The following is a 20,741-nucleotide window of genomic DNA, read 5'->3' as shown; positions in this document are numbered from 1 at the left end:
TTGTCCCATCCGAAGATGTTCGAGGCGAGGTTGACATGACTTCTTCAAACGTCCGCCCATGGTCCGAGGGAATGCGCATCGTGATGATCGCGCCGCCCTGGTACGACGTGCCCCCTCTGGGCTACGGGGGCATCGAGGCGATGATGGCCGATCTGATCGCCGGGCTGACCCGGCGCGGGCACGACGTCACCCTGATCGGGGCGGGCAGCTCCGGCACCTCCGCACGTTTCCTGGCCACCTACGACCAGACGCCCTCCGAGCGGATCGGGGAGTCGATGCCCGAGGTTCTGCACGCGGCCAAGGCGTACAGCATGACCCTGAAGCTTGACGCCGACATCATCCACGACCATTCGCTGGCCGGGCCGCTGACCGCGCCCGGGCAGATCGTGCCGACCGTGGTCACCTGCCACGGTGAGGTGGACGGTGAACTCGGCGAGTACTACCGGGTGCTCAACGAGACGGTGTCGCTCGTCGGCATCTCCGAGGCCCAACGGCGGATCGCCCCGGACCTGAGCTGGGCGGGGGTGGTCCACAACGCCGTCGACGTCTCGTCCTTTCCCTTCAGAGGGCACAAGGAGGACTGGGTCCTGTGGCTCGGCAGGTTCAACGAGGACAAGGGCGCGCACCTGGCCATCGACGCCGCCCGCGCGGCCGGACGGCGGATCGTCCTCGCGGGCAAACTCACCGAACCGGTGGAGCACCGATACTTCGAGGAGCACATCAGGCCCCGGCTCGGTCCCGACGCCGAGTATGTCGGCCAGGCCGACGCCGACCACAAGCGCCGGCTGCTGGCGACGGCCCGTTGCCTGCTCTTCCCGATCCTCTGGGAGGAGCCGTTCGGCATGGTCATGATCGAGGCCATGGCCTGCGGCACCCCCGTGGTCGCCCTCGGCAGGGGGGCCGTGCCCGAGGTGATCGTGGACGGGGTCACCGGTTTCATCCGGAGCGATCCCGCGGAGCTTCCCGCGGCCATCGAGGCGATCGGCAGGCTCGACCCCCTGCACTGCCGGGCCCATGTCGAGCGTTGCTTCGACGCCGAGGTGATGGCCCGCGGATACGAGGGGATCTACCGTCAGGTGATCGCCGGTCTGACCACGCGCCCCGGAAACGCCGAGGAAACAGGGGACCTGGTCATGCCCATCAACTAGAGCGCGCCCTATGTTGGGTGGCGGCATTCTTGTGGGACCGTGTGCCGGCGTGATCGCGCGCCGGCACATCGGTGCCGGTGCGCCGCGGTTCGGTGCGCCGGTGTCAGGGGTGTTCGGCAACGGAGTTCTCGGCGGAAGGCGGAAGGACGTTCATGGGCGAGTTCGTGCGGGTGGAGACGGCTGACGGGATCGCGACGATCAGGCTCGATCGACCGAAGATGAACGCGCTCAACCGGCAGGTCCAGCTGGAGATCGCCGAGTGCGCCCGGCAGGTGGACGCCGACCCCGGCGTGTACGCCGTGGTCGTCTACGGCGGGCGGGTCTTCGCGGCGGGTGCCGACATCAAGGAGATGGCCGACATGTCCTATGCCGACATGGTGGTTCACTCGGCGGTGCTGCAGGACTGCTTCACCACGGTTGCGAAGATCGGGAAGCCGGTCGTCGCGGCCGTGACCGGCTACGCCCTCGGTGGCGGCTGCGAGCTCGCCCTGTGCGCCGACGTCCGCATCGCGGGCGAGTCGGCGAAGCTCGGCCAGCCCGAGATCCTGCTCGGCATCATCCCCGGCGCGGGAGGCACCCAGCGGCTGCCCCGGCTGATCGGCCCGGCCAAGGCCAAGGACCTCATCTTCACCGGCCGCCACGTGTCCGCCGACGAGGCGCTGCGAATCGGCCTGGTGGACAGGGTCGTCCCCGACGACGACGTCTACACCGAGGCCGTCGCCTACGCCGCCCAGTTCGCCGGCGGCCCCGCCCTGGCCCTGCGCGCCGCCAAGCAGGCCGTCGACCACGGTCTCGAGGCCGACCTCGACACCGGTCTTGAGATCGAGCGCCTGCAGTTCTCGGGGCTTTTCGCCACCGACGACGCCAAGCTCGGTATGAAGGCGTTCGCGGAGAAGTCCAAGGCCACGTTCACCGGCCGCTGACCCATGCGCTGAGCCCGGGCCAGCTGTTGGGTTTGGTCAGGTTTGGCCATGCGTTGCCGGTATCGTGCCGGATTATGGTGCGGTTGGTGAAGCGTGCGCTGATTCCTGCCCGGTTGCGACGGGTGGTGCTCGGGTGGTTCGACTCCAGATACATCTCCCGAGCCGACCATCGGCAGGACATCAAGGACGCGCTCTGGGAGGTCCAGACGCTGGGCAGGGAGATCGTTTCGCTGCGCGCCGAGGTCGGTGAGCTGCGGGCGCAGGTGGAGAAGGTCCGGCTCGATCCGGCCCGGGCGAAACGCTGGGACGACGCCCACCGGCTCTCCGAGGAGACCGCGGTCGCCCTGGACGGTGTCCTCCAGAACGAGGTGCTGCTCTGGCAGGCCGTGGACCGTCTCCCGGCGGGACCGGGGGGCTCGGGGGGCTCGGCGGTCTCCGTGGGTTCGGCGGCCGCGGTGACCGCCGTTGTTTCCGTGGGCCCGTCCGACTCCTCGGGGAGCGCCGCATGAGGGTGACCTGGGCGGCCGACGGCGGCGTCTGGCAGCTGACCTTCCGGCTGGACCCCGAGGACGCCATCACCGGGTTCTGCGCCGACGGCCAGCCTCTGAAGCTGGCCACGAACTCCTTCCGGGTCGAGCTGCCCCGCAAGCCGTACGACATCCACCCCGATCTTCTGGCCCTCGCCGCGTGGACCGTCGTCGCGCCGTGGACCCGGCGCCGGATCTCCTTCGACCGGCCGATCTCGGCGGAGCTCGCCACGGCGATCCAGTCGGGCTGGGGGATCGAGGCGGGACCCGTCGGGGGGCAGCCGCGTTCCGGCGGCAGGCTGGCGATCTCCTACAGCGGCGGCGCCGACTCGGCGGCGGTGGCCGCGATGCTGCCGGACGCGCCGTTCGTTCACTTCCAGCGGGTCTCCCACCCGCGCGTGCCAAACCGCTGGAGTCACTACCGCTCCGACGTCCTGGCCGCGCTGGCCGGCAAGACCGGACGCGACCTCACCGTCGTCCGCTCCGATCTGGAGTTCACGCTCGCCGAGCCCCGCCCCGGCTACCCCGAGCACCACGCGGTGGCCGCGGGGGCGCTGCTGCTGGCCGACGAGCTCGACCTGGGGGGTCTGGCCTTCGGCTACGAGCTGGGCTCGCGCTGGCTGGGGGGCGACCGTTACCTGCGCCGATACACCCCCGACAACCTGATGTGGGCCCCGCACGGCGCCTGGGGCCGGGCGTTCGCCGCGGCCGGCCTGCACATCGTGCTCCCGGTGGGAGGGGTGAGCGAGGCCGTCACCATGCGGCTCGCCCTCGGCTCCACGCTGCGCGAGCAGGTCCGCTGGTGCCTGCGCGGGGTGAGCGGCCCGTGCGGGACCTGCGGGAAGTGCCTCTACAAGGAGCTCATCCAGGCCGCCGTCGAACGCCGCCCGCTGCGCACCACGATCGGCCCCGGCCGCCCGGTCGCGCGCAAGTGGCAGGAGCCCCCGCCGTACGGCGGGCAGGAGATGATCGAGTACGGCTGCGCACGCGTGCCCGGCATCGAGGACACGGCCTTCGGCAAGGCCGCGGGATTCCTCGGCGCGACCGAGGCCTCGACCGCCTGGCTGGATCGCTGCTACCCGCCCGCGATCGAGGAGATCCCCGAGCCGTGGCGTAAGCAGATCCACGATTTCATGGACGACGAGGTCGGGTTCATGAGCGAGGATGAGGCACGACGCGTCGAGACCTGGGGGATGTCGTGAAGGTGTATGTCTCGGTGGACATGGAAGGCGTCACCGGGCTGACCGACCCGGAGGAGATGCACGCCGGAGGCCGGGGCTACGAACGCGGCTGCGAGCTGATGACCGCCGACGCCAACGCGGTCGTCCGGGGCGCCTTCGACGCCGGAGCCGAGGCCGTGCGCGTCAACGACGCCCACGGCTCGACCAAGAACCTCAGGATCGACCTGCTCGACGAGCGGGCGACCCTGATCAGGGGTCCCGGCAAGCCGTTGCGCATGGGCCAGGGGCTCGACGAGAGCTACCGGGTGGCCTGTTTCGCCGGCTACCACGCGCGGGCCGGGGTCCAGCACGGCGTCCTGAACCACACCTGGATGGGCAAGGAGATCCAGAACCTCTACCTCAACGGCGAGGTCTGCGGCGAGACCCGCCTGGTCGCGTCGTTCGCCGGATCGCTCGGCGTGCCGGTGGCCCTGGTGACCGGGGACGAGGCGGTCTGCGAGGAGGCCCGCGAGCTGCTCGGCGACGTCGAGACGGTCGCGGTCAAGGACGGCGTCGACAGGTTCTCCGCCGAGCTCCTGCCGCCCGCCGTCGCCCAGGCCCGCATCCGCGAGGCCACCGCCCGCGCGCTCGGCCGGGTGACCGACTTCCGCCCCTTCACGCCGGAACCCCCGTTCACCCTCGGCGTCGAATGGAACTCCACCGCCATCGCCGCCGGCTGCGCGATCATCCCCGGCGTGACGTCGGCGGGGCCCCGCCACACCGAGTTCGTCACCGATGACTTCTCCCAGATCATGGCGCTACTGGGTCTCTTCGCCATGATCGGCGGCCAGGTCGCCTGCGGCAGCGGTGTGTACGGCTGACCTTCCCCAACCGAAGACAAGAGCCCGTCATGATCGACGTCCTCCCCGGCTGCGAGAACCGGGGATTCCAGCACCCGGCCTGCCGGCCGGGTCTGTCGGTTCGCGGTTCACGGGCTGGGGCGACCCCGAAGCCTCCCCGCGCGGACACGGCACCCCCCGCCGCGTTCGAACGAACACCCGTCCCGCTTGGCCGTCGCGGAACGCCCCGACCCCGCCGAGCCCGGCCCACCCCCAGAGAAAACACGACAAGTGCCGCCTCCCCGCGCTAGATGTCCGATGAGGACGAGGAACTCCCATGAGTGAGAACAGGGCCCTGACACGCAGGGCGCTGCTGGTCGGTGTGGGCGCCGCCGGAGGCGCCGGGGCCATGTTCGCGGCCATGGGCGCGCTGGGCCTCGCGCCCGACTCCCAGGAGAAGGACTTCGTTCCCCCGCAGCCCTCCGACTTCTCCCTCAGCGGCAGGGCCGCGGCGAAGGTGGTGATCCTCGGCGGGGGGGTCGCCGGGCTGACCTGCGCCTACGAGCTGGGCAAGGCCGGATACGACTGCACGATCCTGGAGGCGGCCGACCGGGTGGGGGGCAGGAACCTCACGCTGCGCGGCGGGGACCGGCTGGCCGAGATGGGCGGGGAGACGCAGACGGCGGGGTTCGAGGAGGGGACCTACTTCAACGCGGGACCCGGGCGGATCGCCCCGTGGATGGTCACCATGGACTACTGCCGCGAGCTGGGCGTTCCCATCGAGACGTTTGTCAACAACAACGCCTCGGCGTACGTCTACACGCAGGGGATGACGGCCCCGATCCGCTCCCGCACAGCTCGGGCCGATTTATACGGATATGTCGCAGAATTGCTGGCCAAGGCGACCAATGCGGGCGCCCTGAACCGGCGGCTCACGAAGGACGACCGCGAGCGGCTCTCGGAGTTCCTGCGGCGCTTCGGCGACCTCGGCCCCGACCTGGGCTACCACGGCTCCACGCGCCGCGGCTTCGAGACCTACCCCGGGGTCGCGGACGGCGTCCCCATCGCCGGGCCGTCCTCCCTGAGGGCCGTGCTCGCCGCGGGCACGGGCCGGGCGATCACCAATGACTTCGGCTACGACCAGGCCACCCCCATGTTCCAGCCGGTGGGCGGCATGGACTCGATCGTGACCGCCCTGGTCAAGGCGGTCGGGCAGGATCGGATCAGGACGGGCACCCGGGTCACCGGGGTCAAGAACCTGCCCGACGGCGTCGAGGTCACCCATCAGGGCGGCGTGTTCAAGGCCGACTACTGCATCGCCACCCTGCCGCCCCACCTGTTCGCGCGGCTGCCGCACAACCTCGGCGCCCCGGTCACCGCCGCACTCCGCACCCCCACCCCGGTCGCCGCGGGCAAGATCGGCCTGGAGTACGGCAGGCGCTGGTGGGAGATCGACGACCGGATTTACGGCGGCATCACCGAGACCGACCTGGACATCACCCACATCTGGTACCCCTCGTACGGTTACCACTCCAGGAGCGGCCTGCTGGTCGGCTACTACAACTCCGACGAGAACGCCGAGCTGTACGGCAAGCTGCCCCACGCCGGCCGCCGCAGCCGCGCGCTCACCCAGGGAAAGAAGATCCACGGAGAGAAATACCGCTCCGAGCTCCGTTCGAGTCTCTCGATCGCCTGGCAGCGCCAGCCGTACATCGAGGGGGGCTGGACCACCTGGCCCTCCTACCAGGGCGCCTTCACCCTGCTCCAGCGCCCGGCGGGCCGGGTCTACTTCGCCGGCGACTGGCTCACCCACCTGATCGCCTGGCAGGCCGGGGCGCTGGAGTCCGCGAGGAGGGCCGTCACCGACCTCCACAGCCGGGTTCTCCAGGCGACCTCCTGACCTGTTGTCCGGCGGTCGTACTCTCTCTAGAGCAGAGAATCCGAGGGAGACGACGATGGCGATGACGATCGGAACACTGGACTGGGCGAACGCCGGCGACCGGCTGGATCTGCTGGCGGACCCGGTGGCACAGGCGATCGGCGACCTCGAAGGGGTCGAGGTCGCGGAGATCGATCCGGCGCTGGCGGACACGGCGGCGTTCTGCGAGCGGTACGGAGTGGGCATGGCCGAGTCGGCCAACTGCGTGATCGTGGCGGCCAAACGGGGTGGGGAGGTCCGCTATGCCGCGTGCATGGTGCTCGCGACCGCGAGGGCGGACGTGAACGGGGTGGTCCGCCGGCACCTGGACGCGCGGAAGATCTCGTTCGCGCCGCAGGAGGAAGCGGTCAGGCTCACCGGGATGGAGTACGGCGGGATCACTCCGCTGGGGCTGCCCGAGGGCTGGCCGGTGCTGGTGGACGAGGCGGTGGCCAACCACCCGGGGGTCGTGATCGGCAGTGGCGTCCGCCACTCCAAACTGGCACTTTCCGGTGCCGTCCTGGCCGGGCTGAAGACGGCTGAGGTGCTTCGTCTGGCGCTGTGAAGCCAAAATGATATTAAGTGGTGGAGGGAATCGGGAAACCGTCGGGTCCCGCTGGACGTTATTGAGTCGAAGAATGTGGCCCGATGGTTCATCTCGTGGGCGGTGCCTAAGCCGATATGGTGCTTCATGCCATGAAACAGGACGACCGGTTGGGCCCCTACCGGCTGCTACGGCGGCTTGGTGAGGGGGGTATGGGCGTAGTTCACCTCGCTGTCGACCCCCAGGGGCGGCAGGTGGCGGTGAAGGTTCTTCGCGCTGAGGTGGCGGGCGACGACGTCGCGCGTCGCCGTCTTTCGCGCGAGGTGGAGACCATGCGGAGGGTGCGCAGCGAATACATCGCCGAGGTGCTCGACGCCGACGTGACCGGGCATCGGCCCTACATCGTGACCCGATACATCGCGGGCCCGCCGCTGGACGAGGTCGTCAAGCAGGACGGCCCCATGGAGCTGCCCGCGCTGCTCAAGATCGCGAAGGGAGTGGCGTCGGCGCTCGCCGCCGTGCACTCCGTCGGAGTGATCCACCGCGACCTCAAGCCGGGCAACGTGCTCATCCTGGACGGCCAGCCCGTCCTCATCGACTTCGGCATCGCGCAGGCCGTGGACGCCACCCGGCTGACCCAGACCGGCATGTTCATCGGCACGCCCGGCTACCTCGCCCCCGAGATCATCGAGGGTCACGAGGCGGGTCCCGAGGTCGACGTGCACGCCTGGGCGGGCACGCTGGTCTTCGCGGCCACCGGCCAGCCGCCCTTCGGCAAGGGCACGCTGGAAATGATCTTCTACAACATCACCGCGGGCAAGGCGAACGTGGACGCCGTCCCGCGGGAGCTCCAGCCGGTGCTGCGGGCCGCGCTGCAGCGTGACCCGGCCAAGCGGCCCAAGGCCGCCGAGCTGGCCGCACAGGTGGCGCGCCTGTCGCCGGGCACCGGCCGGGCCAAGATGCCCGACGAGATCTCCACGCTTCCGCAGCTCGACGACTCGAGCCCCGACGCCGGGGGCGCCTCGGGACGTCCCGCCGGCCGGACCGGCCGCGGCGGCCCGGGCGCGCCTGTCCAGGCGGACCCCGGCGACGTGCCGACCCCGGTGGCCTCCCGGCCCTCGGTCCCTTCGTCCACGCCGTGGCCCCCGACCCCGGTGGCCCAGCCGCGCGAATACGTCTCGCTGCTCGGTGAGGAGGCTCCCGACCAGGGAGCGGCCCCCCGGGTGACGCCCGAGGAGGCTTCCGACCCGGCGGCCACCCGCCGGGTGACGCCCGAGGAGCTGCGGCAGCTCGCGGCGGCCCAGCAGAACGTCTACGACATGCCCACCGGGATGCTCAGCCCGGAGGACATCCCCACCCGCGGCCCCGCCGTCCGCAACCAGCCCCGGCCGGGTAGCAACCCAGCCAATCCGGCCAACCCGCTCAACCCGGATGCCGCCGACCGGCAGGGCGCCACCAAGCCGGTGCCCGACGGCGACATCCCGACCCAGCGGGTCCGACCTCAGGACCTTCAGGAATACATCCGCAACCACCCCCCGCAGCCCGGTTACCCCGGGCAGCCGAACACCCCGGCCGCGAACGCGCCCGCCTCTCCTCCGCCGCCGTATCCGCAGCGTCAGGTCTCGTTCGAGCAGACGCCGCACGTCCGGCCGCCCGCACAGGCGTCGCCGCCGCCCTACCCGTACTCGCAGCCGCAGCAACCCCAGCAGCCCCAGCACCAGTCGCAGTCGCCCTCACAGGGCGCGTTCCATCCCGGCCAGCGGCCGGGCCACGCGCTGCAGCGTTCGAAGGCGTACGGCGTGGCGAGCGCGCTGATGCTGGTCGTCATGGCGGTCGCGGCCGTCATGGCACCGGTCATCGTCGCCGTGGTGGTGATCCCGGTCGCCATCCTGCTGCGCGCCGCCGACATCGCCCAGCCCAAGCTCAGCGCCCGCCGGGCGGCGGGCGCGGCGGCGGCCGACGTCCTCAGGGTGATCGGCCAGCCGGCCGCGCTCCTGAAGTCGGTGGGCATCACCGTCGCGCTCGTGCCGTACGCGCTGATCCTCGGCCTGCCGGTGACGCTGCTGCTCACCGTGCTGGTCGGAACGATGCCGACCACCTACACGTTGAGCTGGGGCACGGCGGTCGCGCTGTGGACCATCTGCGCAGGTCCTGGAGTTGAGGGTCCCAGCCGCCAGATGCGACGTACGCTGGCATCACTGCTGCCGTCCCGGAGCGCGGCGATGATCGTGGCCGCGGTGCTGGGTGCGGTGGCGGCGCTCATGGTCTTTCTCGCGATCGGGACCGTGGACAAGAACGCTCGACCGGCCGTCTGGACGCCGGTCGATGTCGGAACGGTGGTGCACGAGCTGGACGGACTAAGAGAGAAGGCGGCGTGATGGCGGGGGACACGCAAGCGCCTGAGCGACTTGGCCCATACCGGTTGCTCAGAAAGATCGGCGAAGGTGGCATGGGGGTCGTCCACCTGGGGCTCGACGAGGATGGGCGCGAGGTGGCCGTCAAGGTCCTGCACCCGCACGTGGCCGCCGATCTCAAGGCTCGCGACCGGCTCACCCGCGAGGTGGAGACCATGCGGCGCGTGCGCAGCCCGCACGTCGCGGAGGTGCTCGACGCCGAGCTGACGGCCAAGCAGCCCTACATCGTGACCCGGTTCGCCCCGGGGCGCACGCTGGAGGAGACCGTCCTCGAGGACGGCCCGCTCCCCGCCGACCAGGTGATCCGCCTGGCCGAGGGCATGTGCGCCGCACTGGTGGCGATCCACGCCGCCGACGTCGTCCACCGCGACTTCAAGCCGTCCAACGTGATGATCGTCAACGGTGACCCGCTGGTCATCGACTTCGGCATCGCGCACCTGGTCAACGCCACCCGGCTGACCCAGACCGGCATGTTCGTCGGCACCCCCGGCTACCTCGCCCCGGAGATCATCCGGGATTCCGAGATCACCCAGGCGGCCGACGTGCACGCGCTGGCCTCGACGGTCTTCTTCGGTGCGACGGGCAAGCCGCCGTTCGGCACGGGCAGCTTCGAGGTCGTCTGCTTCAACATCATGGAGGGCCGGGCCAACATCGACCTGGCCCCCGCCTGGCTGCGCGGCTGGCTCAGGCAGGCACTGGCCGTCGACCCCACGGCCCGGCCGAGCGCGGTGGCGCTGCACCGGATGGCGCGTGCCCTCGACCCCACGGTGACGGTCTTCCACGACACGCCGCCCACCGCCGCCCACGAGAGCGGCACGAGGGTGCTCAACGCCGACGGCACCAGGGCTCTGGACGGCCAGGCCCCGCCCCCGTCCTCACCTTCGCCTTCGCCGAACGGCACCCGGGCGCTGCCCCACGAGGGGACCTACTCCGACCTGCTCCCGCCGGTGGAGTACGCCAAGCCGGAGCGGCGCGAGCGCAGGCCCAGGTCCGAGCCGACCCGGCCCTCCGCCGGGTCCTCTCCCCAGCAGGGCCGGTCCACCACCGGTTCTCCGCCTCCCTACAACCCGGCGTCCAAGCCTCCTCCATACGTTCCGGCCCCGCCCTCGGCCCAGGTGGGGTTCGCACCGCCGCCTCCGCCGTACGCCGATCAGCGGGTCGCCGGATATCCGGCCCCGCCGCCGACCGGCCAGGCCAGGCCGTACGCGCCGCCGCCCCAGTCCCAGCTCCGGCCGCACACTCCGGCGACCCAGCCCCGCACCCCGCCGGAGGACCGCCCGCGCTACCGCACGGGTCACCCGCTGGCCGCGGGGCTGCTGCTGACGATCCTGGTCGCGCTGGCCTGCGTGCTGCCGGTCGTGGTGAGCGCGTTCGCGCTGGTGGCGGCGCTCTGCCTGCGCGTGGGCGAATACCTCTTCGGTGACCTGGCACAGCGCCGTTCGATCCGCGGGAACAGCGCCACCGACCCCCTGCTCGCGCTGCTCGGCGCCCCGTGGGCGCTGATCAAGGCGGGCCTCGCGACGCTGGTCACGGCCCCGCTGGCCGCGATGTTCGGCATGTGCGTGTGGGGCGGGCTGGTCTATGTCGGGCAGATGAAGACCAATCCGGCCGCCGCCTACGCGGCGGGCGCGTTCGTGGCCGGGCTGTTCGTGCTGCCCGGCGGGGGCAAGCCCCGCAAGGCCGTGTCCCGCACGCTGACCGGGGTGATCCGCAGTCCCGGCGCGGCCATGGTGACCACGATCGCCCTGGGCACGCTGGCGTTCTTCGCGGTGATGGCCGTGGTGAGCGTGTCACCCTCCTTCGCGCCGTGGGATGCGCCGACCGATGTGATCGACAAGCTGCACAACGAGTGGGCGAGAGCGGCGAACGACAGCGCGATGGGCGTGCTCGACCTCATCGGCGGTCTCGTCGACGACCTGATGAACAGCCTCGGTTTCGGTTTCCTGACCTTCTGGAAGTGAGCGTCGCGTCCTGACCTTCCGGAGGCGGGGATCTTCTCCGCGACCCTCCGGGAGTGGGCGTCGTGCCATCGCTCCCGTGCCTGATCGTGATCCATGGCCGATGGGAAACGTCTAGCTTGCGTCTCGTGTCCGCAGGTGGGCGAGTTCTCGCCGTCCCCCCGTGCACGATCGCCGACTCTACGGCACCATGGATGACAGCAGGCCGGAAGGAGTCGCATGGTTGCGCCGGACGGTGAACGCCTTGGCCCGTACCGCCTCCTGTCAAAACTCGGGGCGGGAGGCTTCGGCGAGGTCCACCTCGCGCTGGATCCCGAGGGGCGCACGGTGGCGGTCAAGATCCTGCACCCGCAGGTCGCGGCCGACGCGACCGCCCTCACCCGGCTGGCCCGCGAGGTGGAGACCATGCGGCGCGTCCAGGGCCCGCACATCGCCGAGGTCCTGGACGCCTCGATGGAGGGCGACCGCCCCTACCTGGTCACCCGCTACGTGCAGGGACGTCCGCTCAGCGCGATGGTCGCCGGTGACGGGCCGATCGGAGACGACGATCTCGTACGGCTGGCGTGCGGCCTGGCCGAGGCCCTGACCGCGATCCACGCCACCGGGGTCGTTCATCGCGATCTGAAGCCCGCCAACGTGATCCTGACCGACGGCGAGCCGGTTGTCATCGACTTCGGCATCGCCTGCGCGCTCGACTCCCCCTCGGTCACCACGGCGGGAGCGATTCTCGGCACGCCGGGCTACCTGGCGCCCGAAGTGCTGGAGGGTGCGGATTCCGGGGCGGAGGCCGACATCTTCTCCTTCGGGGCGACTCTGGCCTACGCGGCCACGGGGCGGCATCCGTACGGCCCGGGCCCGGCCTCGGCGGTCGGCTATCGCGTCGTCCACCACCCTCCCGACCTGGAGGGCGTTCCCGGCTGGCTGGAGCCGCTGCTCCGGGAGTGCCTGCTGCGCGACCCGGCCGCCCGGCCGTCCGCGAGCATGCTCCTGGTCCGGCTGAGCGCCGCCCCGGTCGTCCAGGCGGTGGTTTCCTCGGGTCCGTCGGCCCCGCGCACCCGTTCGGCCTTCGCCACCGCGGCGTTCCAGGATGTCGCCGGGTTCGAGGGAGCACCGGCCGCCGGGCGGCGGGACGCCCAGGCCGGGGACGCCCGGGGCCGAGGCGCTCACGTCCGGGACGCGCACGTTCAGGATGCGCGGGTCCAGGACGCGGCCCTTCAGGCGGAGGCGGCCGGAATGCACGATCTGACCACCCGGCAGTGGCGTCCTGGCCGTCGGCCGCAGCCAGGCAGGCCATCGCCGGAGGAGGCCCGCGAGCGCCGCAGGGCCGTTGTGCACCGCCGCTGGGTCGTCGGCACCGGCCTGCTCGTGTCCCTGATGGCCGCGGCGGCCAAGGGCCCGCTGCCGGAGGTGTCGCTGCTGCTCCTGACCGGATACGGGCTGGTGATGCTCACCGACGGGGGGATCGCCCTGTTCGCCCGCCGGAACCGCCCGCGCATGATCATTGATCTCGCCAGTGCCGCCGGCACCGTCGGGTTGTGGGTCGTTCTCGGCACGTTCTTCAGCACGCTCACCCTGGCGCTGGCCCTGGGGACCGTCGTCTTCGTCCTTGTCGCGATCCTGGTCGGCAGCTGAGCCGCAGGCCCGTACGCCGCGCCGATCCCCGCGCAGATTCCGGAATATAGTTCGGTATGGTGGGGAGGATAACTGACCGGGCGGGTCATCCGGATGTGTGGCGCAAGCCGTGCAACCTGGCGATTTGCGCCTAAGCTACCGATGAGTAACATGGTGTTGGAGGAGCTGGAACGGGTACGTCCCCGACCGGGTCACCCACTGTCACAGCGCCCTCGGGCACCTGGCAATCTTGGCATCGCGTGCACGTACCCCGCGTGCGCGTACCGCAATCCGGCGCCAACCGCAGCGACGCGGTGGCGTACGCGTACACGGGAGGTCGGCCACCGGCCATGAACATCGTCGTCTGCGTGAAGCAGGTCCCCGACACGGCGACCGAGCGCAAGCTGAGGTCCGATGACAATACGCTCGACCGCGATGCCGCCGACGGCGTCATCAACGAGCTCTGTGAATACGCGGTCGAGGAGGCGCTGCGCCTGAAGGAGGCCCACGGCGGTGAGGTGACCGTCCTCACCATGGGCCCCGCCAAGGCCGCCGACACCATTCGCAAGGCCCTGGCCATGGGTGCGGACAAGGCCGTTCACCTGGTGGACGACGCCCTGCACGGCTCGGACGTGCTGGGCACCTCCTACGCCCTGGCGCAGACGCTCAAGAAGATCGGCTTCGATCTGGTCGTGCTCGGCTCCGAGTCGACCGACGCCCGCACCGGCGTGCTCGCCGCGATGCTGGCCGAGCGTCTGGGCGTGCCGCAGCTCACCTTCGCCAACAAGGTCGAGGTCGACGGAACGTCCATCACGATCCAGCGCGTCACCGACTACGGCTACGACAGGGTCGAGGCTTCGCTGCCCGCCGTCGTCTCCGTGGTCGAGAAGATCAACGAACCGCGCTACCCGTCCTTCAAGGGCATCATGGCCGCCAAGAAGAAGCAGGTCGAGAAGCTCGGCGTCGCCGACGCCGAGATCGACGCCTCCCAGGTGGGCCTTGCCAACTCCTGGAGCGAGGTCGTCGACTTCGCGGCCGCGCCGCCTCGCGCGGCCGGCACGGTGGTCAAGGACGAGGGTGACGGCGGCGTGAAGACCGCCGAATTCCTCGCGTCGAAGAAGTTCGTCTGAGAACGGGGGTTAGCTGAGATGTCTGAGATTCTCGTTCTGGTCGACCATGTCGAGGGCCAGGTCAAGAAGGTCACGCTGGAGCTGCTGACGCTCGCCCGGAAGCTGGGCACGCCGTCGGCGGTCTGGGCGGGAGAGGGCTACTCTCCCGACGCCCAGGCCAAGCTGGCCGAATACGGCGCGGAGAAGATCTATGTGGCCGACGCCGCCGAGATCGGCGACTACGTCGTCGCTCCCAAGGCGGAGCTGCTGGCCCAGCTCGTCTCCGAGAAGTCCCCGGCCGCGGTGTTCGTCGCCGCGACGGCCGAGGCGAAGGAGATCGCCGGCCGTCTGGCCATCAAGATCGACTCCGGTGTGCTCACCGACGCCGTGGGCATGGAGGACGGCCTGCTCGCCGACCAGTCCATCTTCGGCGGCGGGGTCAACGTCCATTCGCGCGTGACCAAGGGCACCCCGATCGTCGCGGTCCGTCCGAACGCGACGCCGATCGAGGCGGCCGCGGGTGCGGGCGCCGAGGAGCGGGTCACCGTCAACGTCTCCGACGCCGCCAAGGGCGCCAGGGTCGTGGAGCGGGTCAAGCAGGAGAAGGGCGCCCGTCCGGAGCTCACCGAGGCCTCGATCGTGGTCTCCGGTGGCCGCGGGGTGGGCTCGGCCGAGAACTTCTCGGTCATCGAGGCCCTGGCCGACTCCCTCGGCGCGGCCGTCGGCGCCTCCCGCGCCGTCACCGACGCCGGCTGGTACCCGCACCAGTTCCAGGTCGGGCAGACCGGCAAGACCGTGTCGCCGCAGCTCTACATCGCGGCGGGCATCTCCGGTGCCATCCAGCACCGGGCCGGCATGCAGACCGCCAAGACGATCATCGCGATCAACAAGGACTCCGAAGCGCCGATCTTCGAGCTCGCCGACTTCGGCGTCGTGGGGGACCTGCACCAGGTCGTCCCGCAGCTCACCGAAGAGATCACCAAGCGCAAGTAGCCGTACGAGTAGTCGTATACGCGAGATGGCGCCGCACAGGTCGTGCGGCGCCATCTCGCTTTTTCCGGGCTGTCTCGCGTTTCGGTGAGCGCTGAAGCGCCGGTGAGCGCCGAGGGCTCCCGCGTCCTCCGCCGGACACGGAAGCTCCGCCGAACGGGGTCGATCTTCGACCGCGAGGGCGGCGGCAACCGGCGTCCCGTGTGCTCCGTCGACCGGGAACGCTCATCGGCCGCGAGGGATGACGGCGCCCGGCGTTCCACGCCCCAGATGGCCACGGAGACGCTCAGGCGGCCATGGAGAGCTCGCGCTGAGGGGCCTCGGCAGGGGCGGCGGCCGTACCGGGGCGGGGCAGGAACCGGGCGGTCAGCGCGATCAGGACGCCGAGCACGACGGCGATTCCGAGCCCGACCCTGAGCGTGGCCAGGTCGGAGAGCAGACCGATGATCACCGGGCCCAGCAGCAGCCCCGCGTAGCCCATCGCGCCGGTCTGGGCGATGGCCGGGCCGGGGTTGGCGACCGCGTCGCCCGCGAGGGACATCGCCATCGGGGAGACCGTCGCCACCGCGATGCCCACGAAGAACATGGCCGAGATGGCGATCAGGGCCGTCGGGGCCGTGAGGACCACGGAGAAGGTGGCCGCGGAGGCGAGACCGGAGGTGATGATCATGCCGCGGGCGCCGAAGCGGGCCCGGACACGGTCGCCGGTGAGGCGGCCGAGGAGCATGCCCGCCTCGAAGATCGGGTAGCCCAGGGCGGCCACGGCCTCGGGAGCGCCGAGGATGTCACGCAGGTAGAGGCCGTTCCAGTCGGCGACCGTACCCTCGACCATGAACGCGCAGAACGCGATCACGCCGAGCAGGTAGACCACCGGCGGCATCCGGCGGCGGGTCGCGGTTCGGGCGTTCACGGAGACGGAGTCCGGCAGGTAGGTGCGGCTGACGAAGACCATCAGAGGGAGCGCGATCAGGGCGACCAGGGTCAGATGGACCGTGAGCGAGAGTCCTGCCGCGATCGCCGCGGTGCCGATCAGGCCGGAGGAGATCGCTCCCACGCACCAGCCCGCGTGCATGCCGTTCATCAGCGGGCGGCCGTAGGCGCGCTCGACCGTCGAGCCCTGCGCGTTCATCGCGACGTCCACCGCGCCGAACGCCATGCCGAAGAGGCCGGTGGCGACCAGCAGCAGCGGGAACGTCGGCGCCAGCGCCAGCAGGGCCAGGGCGACCGCGCTGAGGGGAGCACCGACCCGCAGGATGCTCCGGCTGCCGAAGCGCGCCATCACCCCGCGCATCGACTGCATGGTGATCAATGCCCCCAGGCCCCAGACGAGGAGGGTGATGCCGATCGAGCCCTCGGACAGGCCGAGTTTGTCGGACAGCGCGGGGATGCGCACGGTCATGGATCCGCACAGAAGTCCGGCGAGCATGAAAGTGACGACCGCGCCGGCGCGGGCCGTCCTCAGAACGCGGGTCATGATTCGATCCCTTCAATAGATGTCGATAGACGTTTCGAACACTGCCGATTCGGGCACACCAAAGACGGTCGCTTTCGCGCATGCGAAAGCGACCACCAGACTTTGTGCGATGAGGCGCCCCCGTTCGGGTGGCGATCAAATCCAGGAACGATCCTGGTCAGGCGGGCAGCAGGCCCAGTAAGCGCTGTTTCAACTCGGCGTAGTGGTCGTCGTCGTAGAGGTCGGGATCATGGCTCGCCACGTCCCACAGCCCCTCACAGGCAAGGCGCACGATCTGTGCCGCCGCCGGGTCGGGCTCGCTGTCGAGCCCCTCGCGATGCCACCGGGCCATCGCCACGCGCAGCGGTGTGAGCAGGTAGAGGTTGCCGGAGGCTCCGGTGACCACCGCCCAGCGACGCAGCCTGCCCCCCTGTACGGCGGCGAATGTGGCTGCCAGATAGTTTTTTGTATAGGTGTCCTGGCCCTGGGCGGCGACGAGGTCGTCGAACTCCTCGATCAGCCGCTCGACCATGCCCTTGATCAGGGCTTCCTTGGTGCCGAAGTGATAGAGCAGGCCACCCTTGCTGCATCCGGCGCGCTCGGCGACGGCGGCGAGGGTGAGTGACTGGGAGCCCTGGTCGCAGAGCAGATCCTCTGCCGCGTCCAGCAACTCTTCCCGTCTCATGCCGCTTACTGTACCGTCTGGACGGTTCAGTAGTCAATGTGAGTATGAGGCCCCACGAAAGCGCGGATACGCTTGTGAGGCTGAGAACAACCGGGAGGGGAGTGCGGCCGTGAAGTCCGCCTATCTAGACCACGCGGCGACCACGCCGATGCTTCCCGAGGCGATTGAGGCGATGACGGCCCAACTCGGCCAGGTCGGCAACGCGTCGTCCCTGCACGCCACGGGCCGCCGTGTCCGCCAGGTCGTGGAGGAGTCGCGGGAGACCATCGCGGCCGCGCTCGGCGCCCGGCCCAGCGAGGTCGTCTTCACCGCCGGGGGCACCGAGGCCGACAACCTGGCCGTCAAGGGTCTCTACTGGGCCCGCCGCGCCCGCGGCGCGACCCGGATCCTGATCAGCGCGATCGAGCACCACGCGATGCTGGACCCGGCGCACTGGCTGAGCGACCGCCAGGGCGCGACCGTCGAGCTGCTCGACGTCGACGAGTTCGGCCGGGTGCACCCGCAGACCCTCCGTGACGCCATCGAGCACGATCCGGACAGCGTCGCCCTGGTCAGCGTCATGTGGGCCAACAACGAGGTCGGCACCATCCAGCCGGTCCGGGTGCTCGCCGCGATCGCCCGGGACCACGGCATCCCGTTCCACACCGACGCGGTTCAGGCCGTCGGACAGATCCCGGTGGTGTTCGCCGACTCCGGCGTCGACGCGCTGACGCTCTCCGGCCACAAGGTCGGCGGCCCGATGGGCGTCGGCGCGCTGCTGCTGGCCCGGGGCGTGGATCCGGTGCCGGTGCTGCACGGTGGCGGGCAGGAGCGCGACGTGCGCTCGGGCACGCTCGACGCGCCCGCCGTCGCCGGTCTCGCCATGGCCGTGCAGACCGCGGTGGCCCGCCGGATCGAGACCGCGGCCCGCATGATCGAGCTCCGCGACGACCTGATCCGCAGGGTCCGTCAGACGGTGCCCGACGTGATCCTCAACGGCGATCCGGTGAACCGTCTCCCCGGCAACGCGCACTTCTCCTTCCCCGGCTGCGAGGGGGACGCCCTGCTCATGCTCCTGGACGCCAAGGGCGTGGAGTGCTCCACGGGCTCGGCCTGCTCGGCCGGGGTGGCCCAGCCGTCCCACGTGCTGCTCGCCATGGGCGCCGACGCGGTCCGTGCGCGCGGCTCCCTCCGCTTCTCCCTCGGCCACACCTCCACGATGGCCGACGTGGACCGGCTGACCGAGGTCCTCGGCCAGGTCGTCGAGCGCGCCCGCCGCGCGGGCCTCAGCTGATCGCTTCCGGCCAGGGCGAGTGACGCCACGGCCGGGAGGCGCCGCCGTACGTCGAGCGCGCCTCGGCTGATCGCTCCCCGGCTCGGGTGAGCGACGTCACGGCCGGAGGCGCCGCCGTACGTCGAGTTCGAGCCGGTGGAGCGCACCGTCGACCAGCGGCTGCGCCACGCGTCCGAGGAGCGGGTGAAGGACGCGGATGCCCGGTAGCCGGAGGCCGCCGAGGAAGGCGAACCGGGTGCCGTCCGGGTGCGGTGCGGCGGCCATTCCTCCGAGGAGGTACCGGCTCTGCATCCAGCACCATCCGGGACGCAGGACCACATCGAACCGGGCGCGTTGCCCGAGGTGCCCACGTGCCCGCACCTCGAGCCGATCGCCGTCCCGGGCGGTGATCCGGGCGCTGCGGATGTCGTGGATCAGGCGTGGCAGCTCGACCTCGAGGTCGCCGGCGACGGCCCACACCTGCTCGAACCGCGCGGGGATGACGGTCTCACCGAACATGGCGCCGGGGTTCGCGGCGGCCATGACGCGTAACCGTCGTACGGGATCCAGCTCGGCTACGGGCCAGTCCTGACTCATCGTCCCCACACCTTCCTGAAGTTGTCGCGTGCTCGGTGCAGCCGTGACTTGACCGTTCCGACCTCGATCGCCAGCAGGTCGCTCACCGTTTTCTCGTCGAGCCCTTCCAGGTCGCGCAGGACCAGCACCGCCCGGTGCTCCGGGGACAGCCGGTTCAGGACATCGCGGATGTCCGTGCCCAGCTGCGGATCTCCCCGGGCGGGCACCTCCTCGTAGAACCCGGCATCCGTGCCGTGAAGGGTGCGTCGCGCCATGCGCACCGCCTCGCGAACAGCGATCATGCGGACCCAGCCGTAGAGGGCGGCGGGGTCGCGCAGACGGCGTAACTCGCGGAACACGGTGGTCAGCGCCTCCTGCGCCGCGTCGGGGCCGTCCTGGAGGGCGATCGGGCCGCACAGCCGGCCGACGTAGGGCGCGAGCCGGTCGAGCAGTTCGCTCATCGCGCGCGTGTCGCCGCGTTGCGCGGCCCGCACCAGATCGGCGGGATCCACGTCGTCCCCCCAGAGCTGTGACGTGTCGGTACGCATCGATCTCATATCCGTCCGCGAGAATCCGTTGTCCGGGTGCGTCCGCGAGGATCCGCCGTCCGTGCGATCCCCGCACGCCCCGGCCAGGCCGGGGCGCCCGGCGCACTAGCCGGGCTGCCGCCCGGTTGCGAAAAACGCACGGATCTCCTCGGTCACGAGGTCGGCGTGCTGCTCGGCGAGCATATGTCCGCCACCGGGCACCACGCGGACGCTCAGATCGTCCGCATAGGGCTCCCATCCGCCCAGCGAGTGCGGTGAGAGCCGCACGTCCCGCTCACCGTTGAGCATCAACGTCGGCACCGTCAGCCGGCGAGAGCGGTTACGGCCCCTCAGCGTCGGGATGATCTCGTGGTAGGCGAACTCGTACATCAACCGCTCGCTGGCCCTGGCCCGCGCGGGCTCACGCGTGGCCGCGACGTACTCCGCGACCTCGTCCGGCGACAGGACGTCACGGTCGACCGCGCCGAGCCGGAGCATCATCCGGGTGAAGGCCGGCAGGTGCCGTACGACCTGGCGCCCCAGCAGCGGAGTCTCCACCAGCGGCGTCCACCATGACCGCAACGCGCCCGAGGCCCCCATCGAGCGCGCGCTCCAGTACGGGTGCACCGCGTTCAACGTGACCAGCCGGCGCACTCGCGTGGGATCACGCAGGCTCAGGTGGAAACCGAGCCGCCCACCGACGTCATGGCCCACCACGAGCACGCGCTCCAGCCCCATCACGTCGAGCAGCGCGATGAGATCGTCGACCAGTTCCTCGGTCCGGTAGCCCGATCGCGGCGCGTCCGTCCATCCGAAACCACGCAGGTCCGGGCAGATGACCCGGTGGTCACCGGCGAGCAGCGGGATCACCTTGCGCCACGCCCACCAGTGCTGCGGCCAGCCGTGCAGCAGCAGTACGGGCTCACCCGAGCCGGCTTCCGCGACGTGAAAGCGCAGCCGCGGCGTATCCACGAACCGGTGCCGAACCCCGTCCACCGCCGGGATGGAACGCCCCTCACCGCCCGGGGTGACGCCGTCCGGCGACCACTGCCGGCTGCCGTCCACCGTCGTCACATCTACGTCGTTCACGAGCTCCTCCTCATGTTT

18 protein-coding genes are annotated in these 20,741 nt (G+C 70.8%); 13 read left to right on the top strand and 5 right to left on the bottom strand.

The features are described from left to right. The first annotated feature begins 35 nt into the window (after positions 1-35). The 12 genes from DKM19_RS39425 to DKM19_RS39370 all read left to right on the top strand — a co-directional run bounded on the left by DKM19_RS39425 (position 36) and on the right by DKM19_RS39370 (position 15,144). Positions 36-1,148: a glycosyltransferase family 4 protein gene (locus tag DKM19_RS39425; RefSeq protein WP_110702964.1), complete on the top strand. Its 1,113-nt coding sequence runs from the start codon at positions 36-38 to the stop codon at positions 1,146-1,148. A 152-nt stretch (positions 1,149-1,300) separates the two neighbouring features. After that, positions 1,301-2,071 carry an enoyl-CoA hydratase/isomerase family protein gene (locus tag DKM19_RS39420; RefSeq protein WP_110702962.1) on the top strand — a complete coding sequence of 257 codons (771 nt, stop codon included), beginning with the start codon at positions 1,301-1,303 and terminating at the stop codon, positions 2,069-2,071. Between the two features lie 86 nt (positions 2,072-2,157). After that, on the top strand, positions 2,158-2,580 hold the full coding sequence (locus tag DKM19_RS39415) for a hypothetical protein (RefSeq protein ID WP_204358434.1): 423 nt from the start codon (positions 2,158-2,160) through the stop codon (positions 2,578-2,580). Continuing rightward, positions 2,577-3,800 carry a DUF6395 domain-containing protein gene (locus tag DKM19_RS39410; RefSeq protein ID WP_110702960.1) on the top strand — a complete coding sequence of 408 codons (1,224 nt, stop codon included), beginning with the start codon at positions 2,577-2,579 and terminating at the stop codon, positions 3,798-3,800. Before DKM19_RS39415 ends, DKM19_RS39410 begins: the two co-directional genes overlap by 4 nt. Then, positions 3,797-4,639, top strand: a complete 843-nt coding sequence (locus DKM19_RS39405; RefSeq protein ID WP_110702958.1) for a M55 family metallopeptidase — start codon at positions 3,797-3,799, stop codon at positions 4,637-4,639. The genes DKM19_RS39410 and DKM19_RS39405 overlap by 4 nt, the downstream gene beginning before the upstream one ends. A 295-nt stretch (positions 4,640-4,934) precedes the next feature. Beyond that, on the top strand, positions 4,935-6,497 hold the full coding sequence (locus tag DKM19_RS39400; protein WP_110702957.1) for a flavin monoamine oxidase family protein: 1,563 nt from the start codon (positions 4,935-4,937) through the stop codon (positions 6,495-6,497). A gap of 61 nt (positions 6,498-6,558) precedes the next feature. Then, positions 6,559-7,080: a YbaK/EbsC family protein gene (locus DKM19_RS39395; protein WP_110706305.1), complete on the top strand. Its 522-nt coding sequence runs from the start codon at positions 6,559-6,561 to the stop codon at positions 7,078-7,080. Positions 7,081-7,196: 116 nt separating this feature from the next. Then, positions 7,197-9,437: a protein kinase gene (locus DKM19_RS50180; protein WP_369986997.1), complete on the top strand. Its 2,241-nt coding sequence runs from the start codon at positions 7,197-7,199 to the stop codon at positions 9,435-9,437. Further along, the gene (locus DKM19_RS39385; RefSeq protein WP_110702955.1) at positions 9,437-11,434 is read left to right on the top strand and encodes a protein kinase; all 1,998 of its coding nucleotides are present in this window, start codon (positions 9,437-9,439) and stop codon (positions 11,432-11,434) included. Before DKM19_RS50180 ends, DKM19_RS39385 begins: the two co-directional genes overlap by 1 nt. 216 nt (positions 11,435-11,650) lie before the next feature. Beyond that, on the top strand, positions 11,651-13,063 hold the full coding sequence (locus tag DKM19_RS39380) for a serine/threonine-protein kinase (protein WP_110702953.1): 1,413 nt from the start codon (positions 11,651-11,653) through the stop codon (positions 13,061-13,063). 329 nt (positions 13,064-13,392) lie between these two features. Further along, the gene (locus DKM19_RS39375; RefSeq protein WP_110702951.1) at positions 13,393-14,172 is read left to right on the top strand and encodes an electron transfer flavoprotein subunit beta/FixA family protein; all 780 of its coding nucleotides are present in this window, start codon (positions 13,393-13,395) and stop codon (positions 14,170-14,172) included. Between the two features lie 18 nt (positions 14,173-14,190). Next, on the top strand, positions 14,191-15,144 hold the full coding sequence (locus DKM19_RS39370) for an electron transfer flavoprotein subunit alpha/FixB family protein (protein ID WP_110702949.1): 954 nt from the start codon (positions 14,191-14,193) through the stop codon (positions 15,142-15,144). A gap of 283 nt (positions 15,145-15,427) precedes the next feature. On the opposite strand, the gene DKM19_RS39365 is transcribed toward DKM19_RS39370, so the two are convergent. Further along, positions 15,428-16,615: an MFS transporter gene (locus DKM19_RS39365; RefSeq protein ID WP_110702947.1), complete on the bottom strand. Its 1,188-nt coding sequence runs from the start codon at positions 16,613-16,615 to the stop codon at positions 15,428-15,430. Positions 16,616-16,772: 157 nt separating this feature from the next. Next, on the bottom strand, positions 16,773-17,279 hold the full coding sequence (locus DKM19_RS39360) for a TetR/AcrR family transcriptional regulator (RefSeq protein WP_089208499.1): 507 nt from the start codon (positions 17,277-17,279) through the stop codon (positions 16,773-16,775). A gap of 109 nt (positions 17,280-17,388) precedes the next feature. On the opposite strand from DKM19_RS39360, the gene DKM19_RS39355 reads away from it, so the two are divergent. Further along, complete coding sequence (locus DKM19_RS39355) at positions 17,389-18,552, top strand: cysteine desulfurase family protein (RefSeq protein ID WP_239513828.1); 1,164 nt, start codon at positions 17,389-17,391, stop codon at positions 18,550-18,552. A gap of 96 nt (positions 18,553-18,648) precedes the next feature. Here the strand turns inward: DKM19_RS39355 and DKM19_RS39350 are convergent, their stop codons facing one another. The 3 genes from DKM19_RS39350 to DKM19_RS39340 form a co-directional block, all read right to left on the bottom strand. Then, complete coding sequence (locus tag DKM19_RS39350) at positions 18,649-19,128, bottom strand: hypothetical protein (RefSeq protein WP_110702943.1); 480 nt, start codon at positions 19,126-19,128, stop codon at positions 18,649-18,651. Then, entirely contained in the window at positions 19,125-19,655 is a 531-nt protein-coding gene (locus DKM19_RS39345) for an RNA polymerase sigma factor (RefSeq protein WP_110702941.1), read from the bottom strand. The genes DKM19_RS39350 and DKM19_RS39345 overlap by 4 nt, the downstream gene beginning before the upstream one ends. Before the next feature lie 105 nt (positions 19,656-19,760). Next, positions 19,761-20,723, bottom strand: a complete 963-nt coding sequence (locus DKM19_RS39340) for an alpha/beta fold hydrolase (RefSeq protein WP_162642100.1) — start codon at positions 20,721-20,723, stop codon at positions 19,761-19,763. Positions 20,724-20,741 lie beyond the last annotated feature (18 nt).

Source organism: Streptosporangium sp. 'caverna' (genome assembly GCF_003203775.1).
GTDB classification, from domain to species: Bacteria; Actinomycetota; Actinomycetes; order Streptosporangiales; family Streptosporangiaceae; genus Streptosporangium; species Streptosporangium subroseum.
This window is presented reverse-complemented; position numbering and strand designations above follow the sequence as displayed.

Bases quoted from the DNA above. Each gene is read 5' to 3' on its own strand.
- DKM19_RS39350 (WP_110702943.1), bottom strand. From the start codon at position 19,128: ATGAGTCAGGACTGGCCCGTAGCCGAGCTGGATCCCGTACGACGGTTA.
- DKM19_RS39365 (WP_110702947.1), bottom strand. From the start codon at position 16,615: ATGACCCGCGTTCTGAGGACGGCCCGCGCCGGCGCGGTCGTCACTTTC.
- DKM19_RS39345 (WP_110702941.1), bottom strand. From the start codon at position 19,655: ATGCGTACCGACACGTCACAGCTCTGGGGGGACGACGTGGATCCCGCC.
- DKM19_RS50180 (WP_369986997.1), top strand. From the start codon at position 7,197: ATGGTGCTTCATGCCATGAAACAGGACGACCGGTTGGGCCCCTACCGG.
- DKM19_RS39395 (WP_110706305.1), top strand. From the start codon at position 6,559: ATGACGATCGGAACACTGGACTGGGCGAACGCCGGCGACCGGCTGGAT.
- DKM19_RS39400 (WP_110702957.1), top strand. From the start codon at position 4,935: ATGAGTGAGAACAGGGCCCTGACACGCAGGGCGCTGCTGGTCGGTGTG.
- DKM19_RS39370 (WP_110702949.1), top strand. From the start codon at position 14,191: ATGTCTGAGATTCTCGTTCTGGTCGACCATGTCGAGGGCCAGGTCAAG.
- DKM19_RS39410 (WP_110702960.1), top strand. From the start codon at position 2,577: ATGAGGGTGACCTGGGCGGCCGACGGCGGCGTCTGGCAGCTGACCTTC.
- DKM19_RS39380 (WP_110702953.1), top strand. From the start codon at position 11,651: ATGGTTGCGCCGGACGGTGAACGCCTTGGCCCGTACCGCCTCCTGTCA.
- DKM19_RS39360 (WP_089208499.1), bottom strand. From the start codon at position 17,279: ATGAGACGGGAAGAGTTGCTGGACGCGGCAGAGGATCTGCTCTGCGAC.
- DKM19_RS39375 (WP_110702951.1), top strand. From the start codon at position 13,393: ATGAACATCGTCGTCTGCGTGAAGCAGGTCCCCGACACGGCGACCGAG.
- DKM19_RS39425 (WP_110702964.1), top strand. From the start codon at position 36: ATGACTTCTTCAAACGTCCGCCCATGGTCCGAGGGAATGCGCATCGTG.
- DKM19_RS39385 (WP_110702955.1), top strand. From the start codon at position 9,437: ATGGCGGGGGACACGCAAGCGCCTGAGCGACTTGGCCCATACCGGTTG.
- DKM19_RS39420 (WP_110702962.1), top strand. From the start codon at position 1,301: ATGGGCGAGTTCGTGCGGGTGGAGACGGCTGACGGGATCGCGACGATC.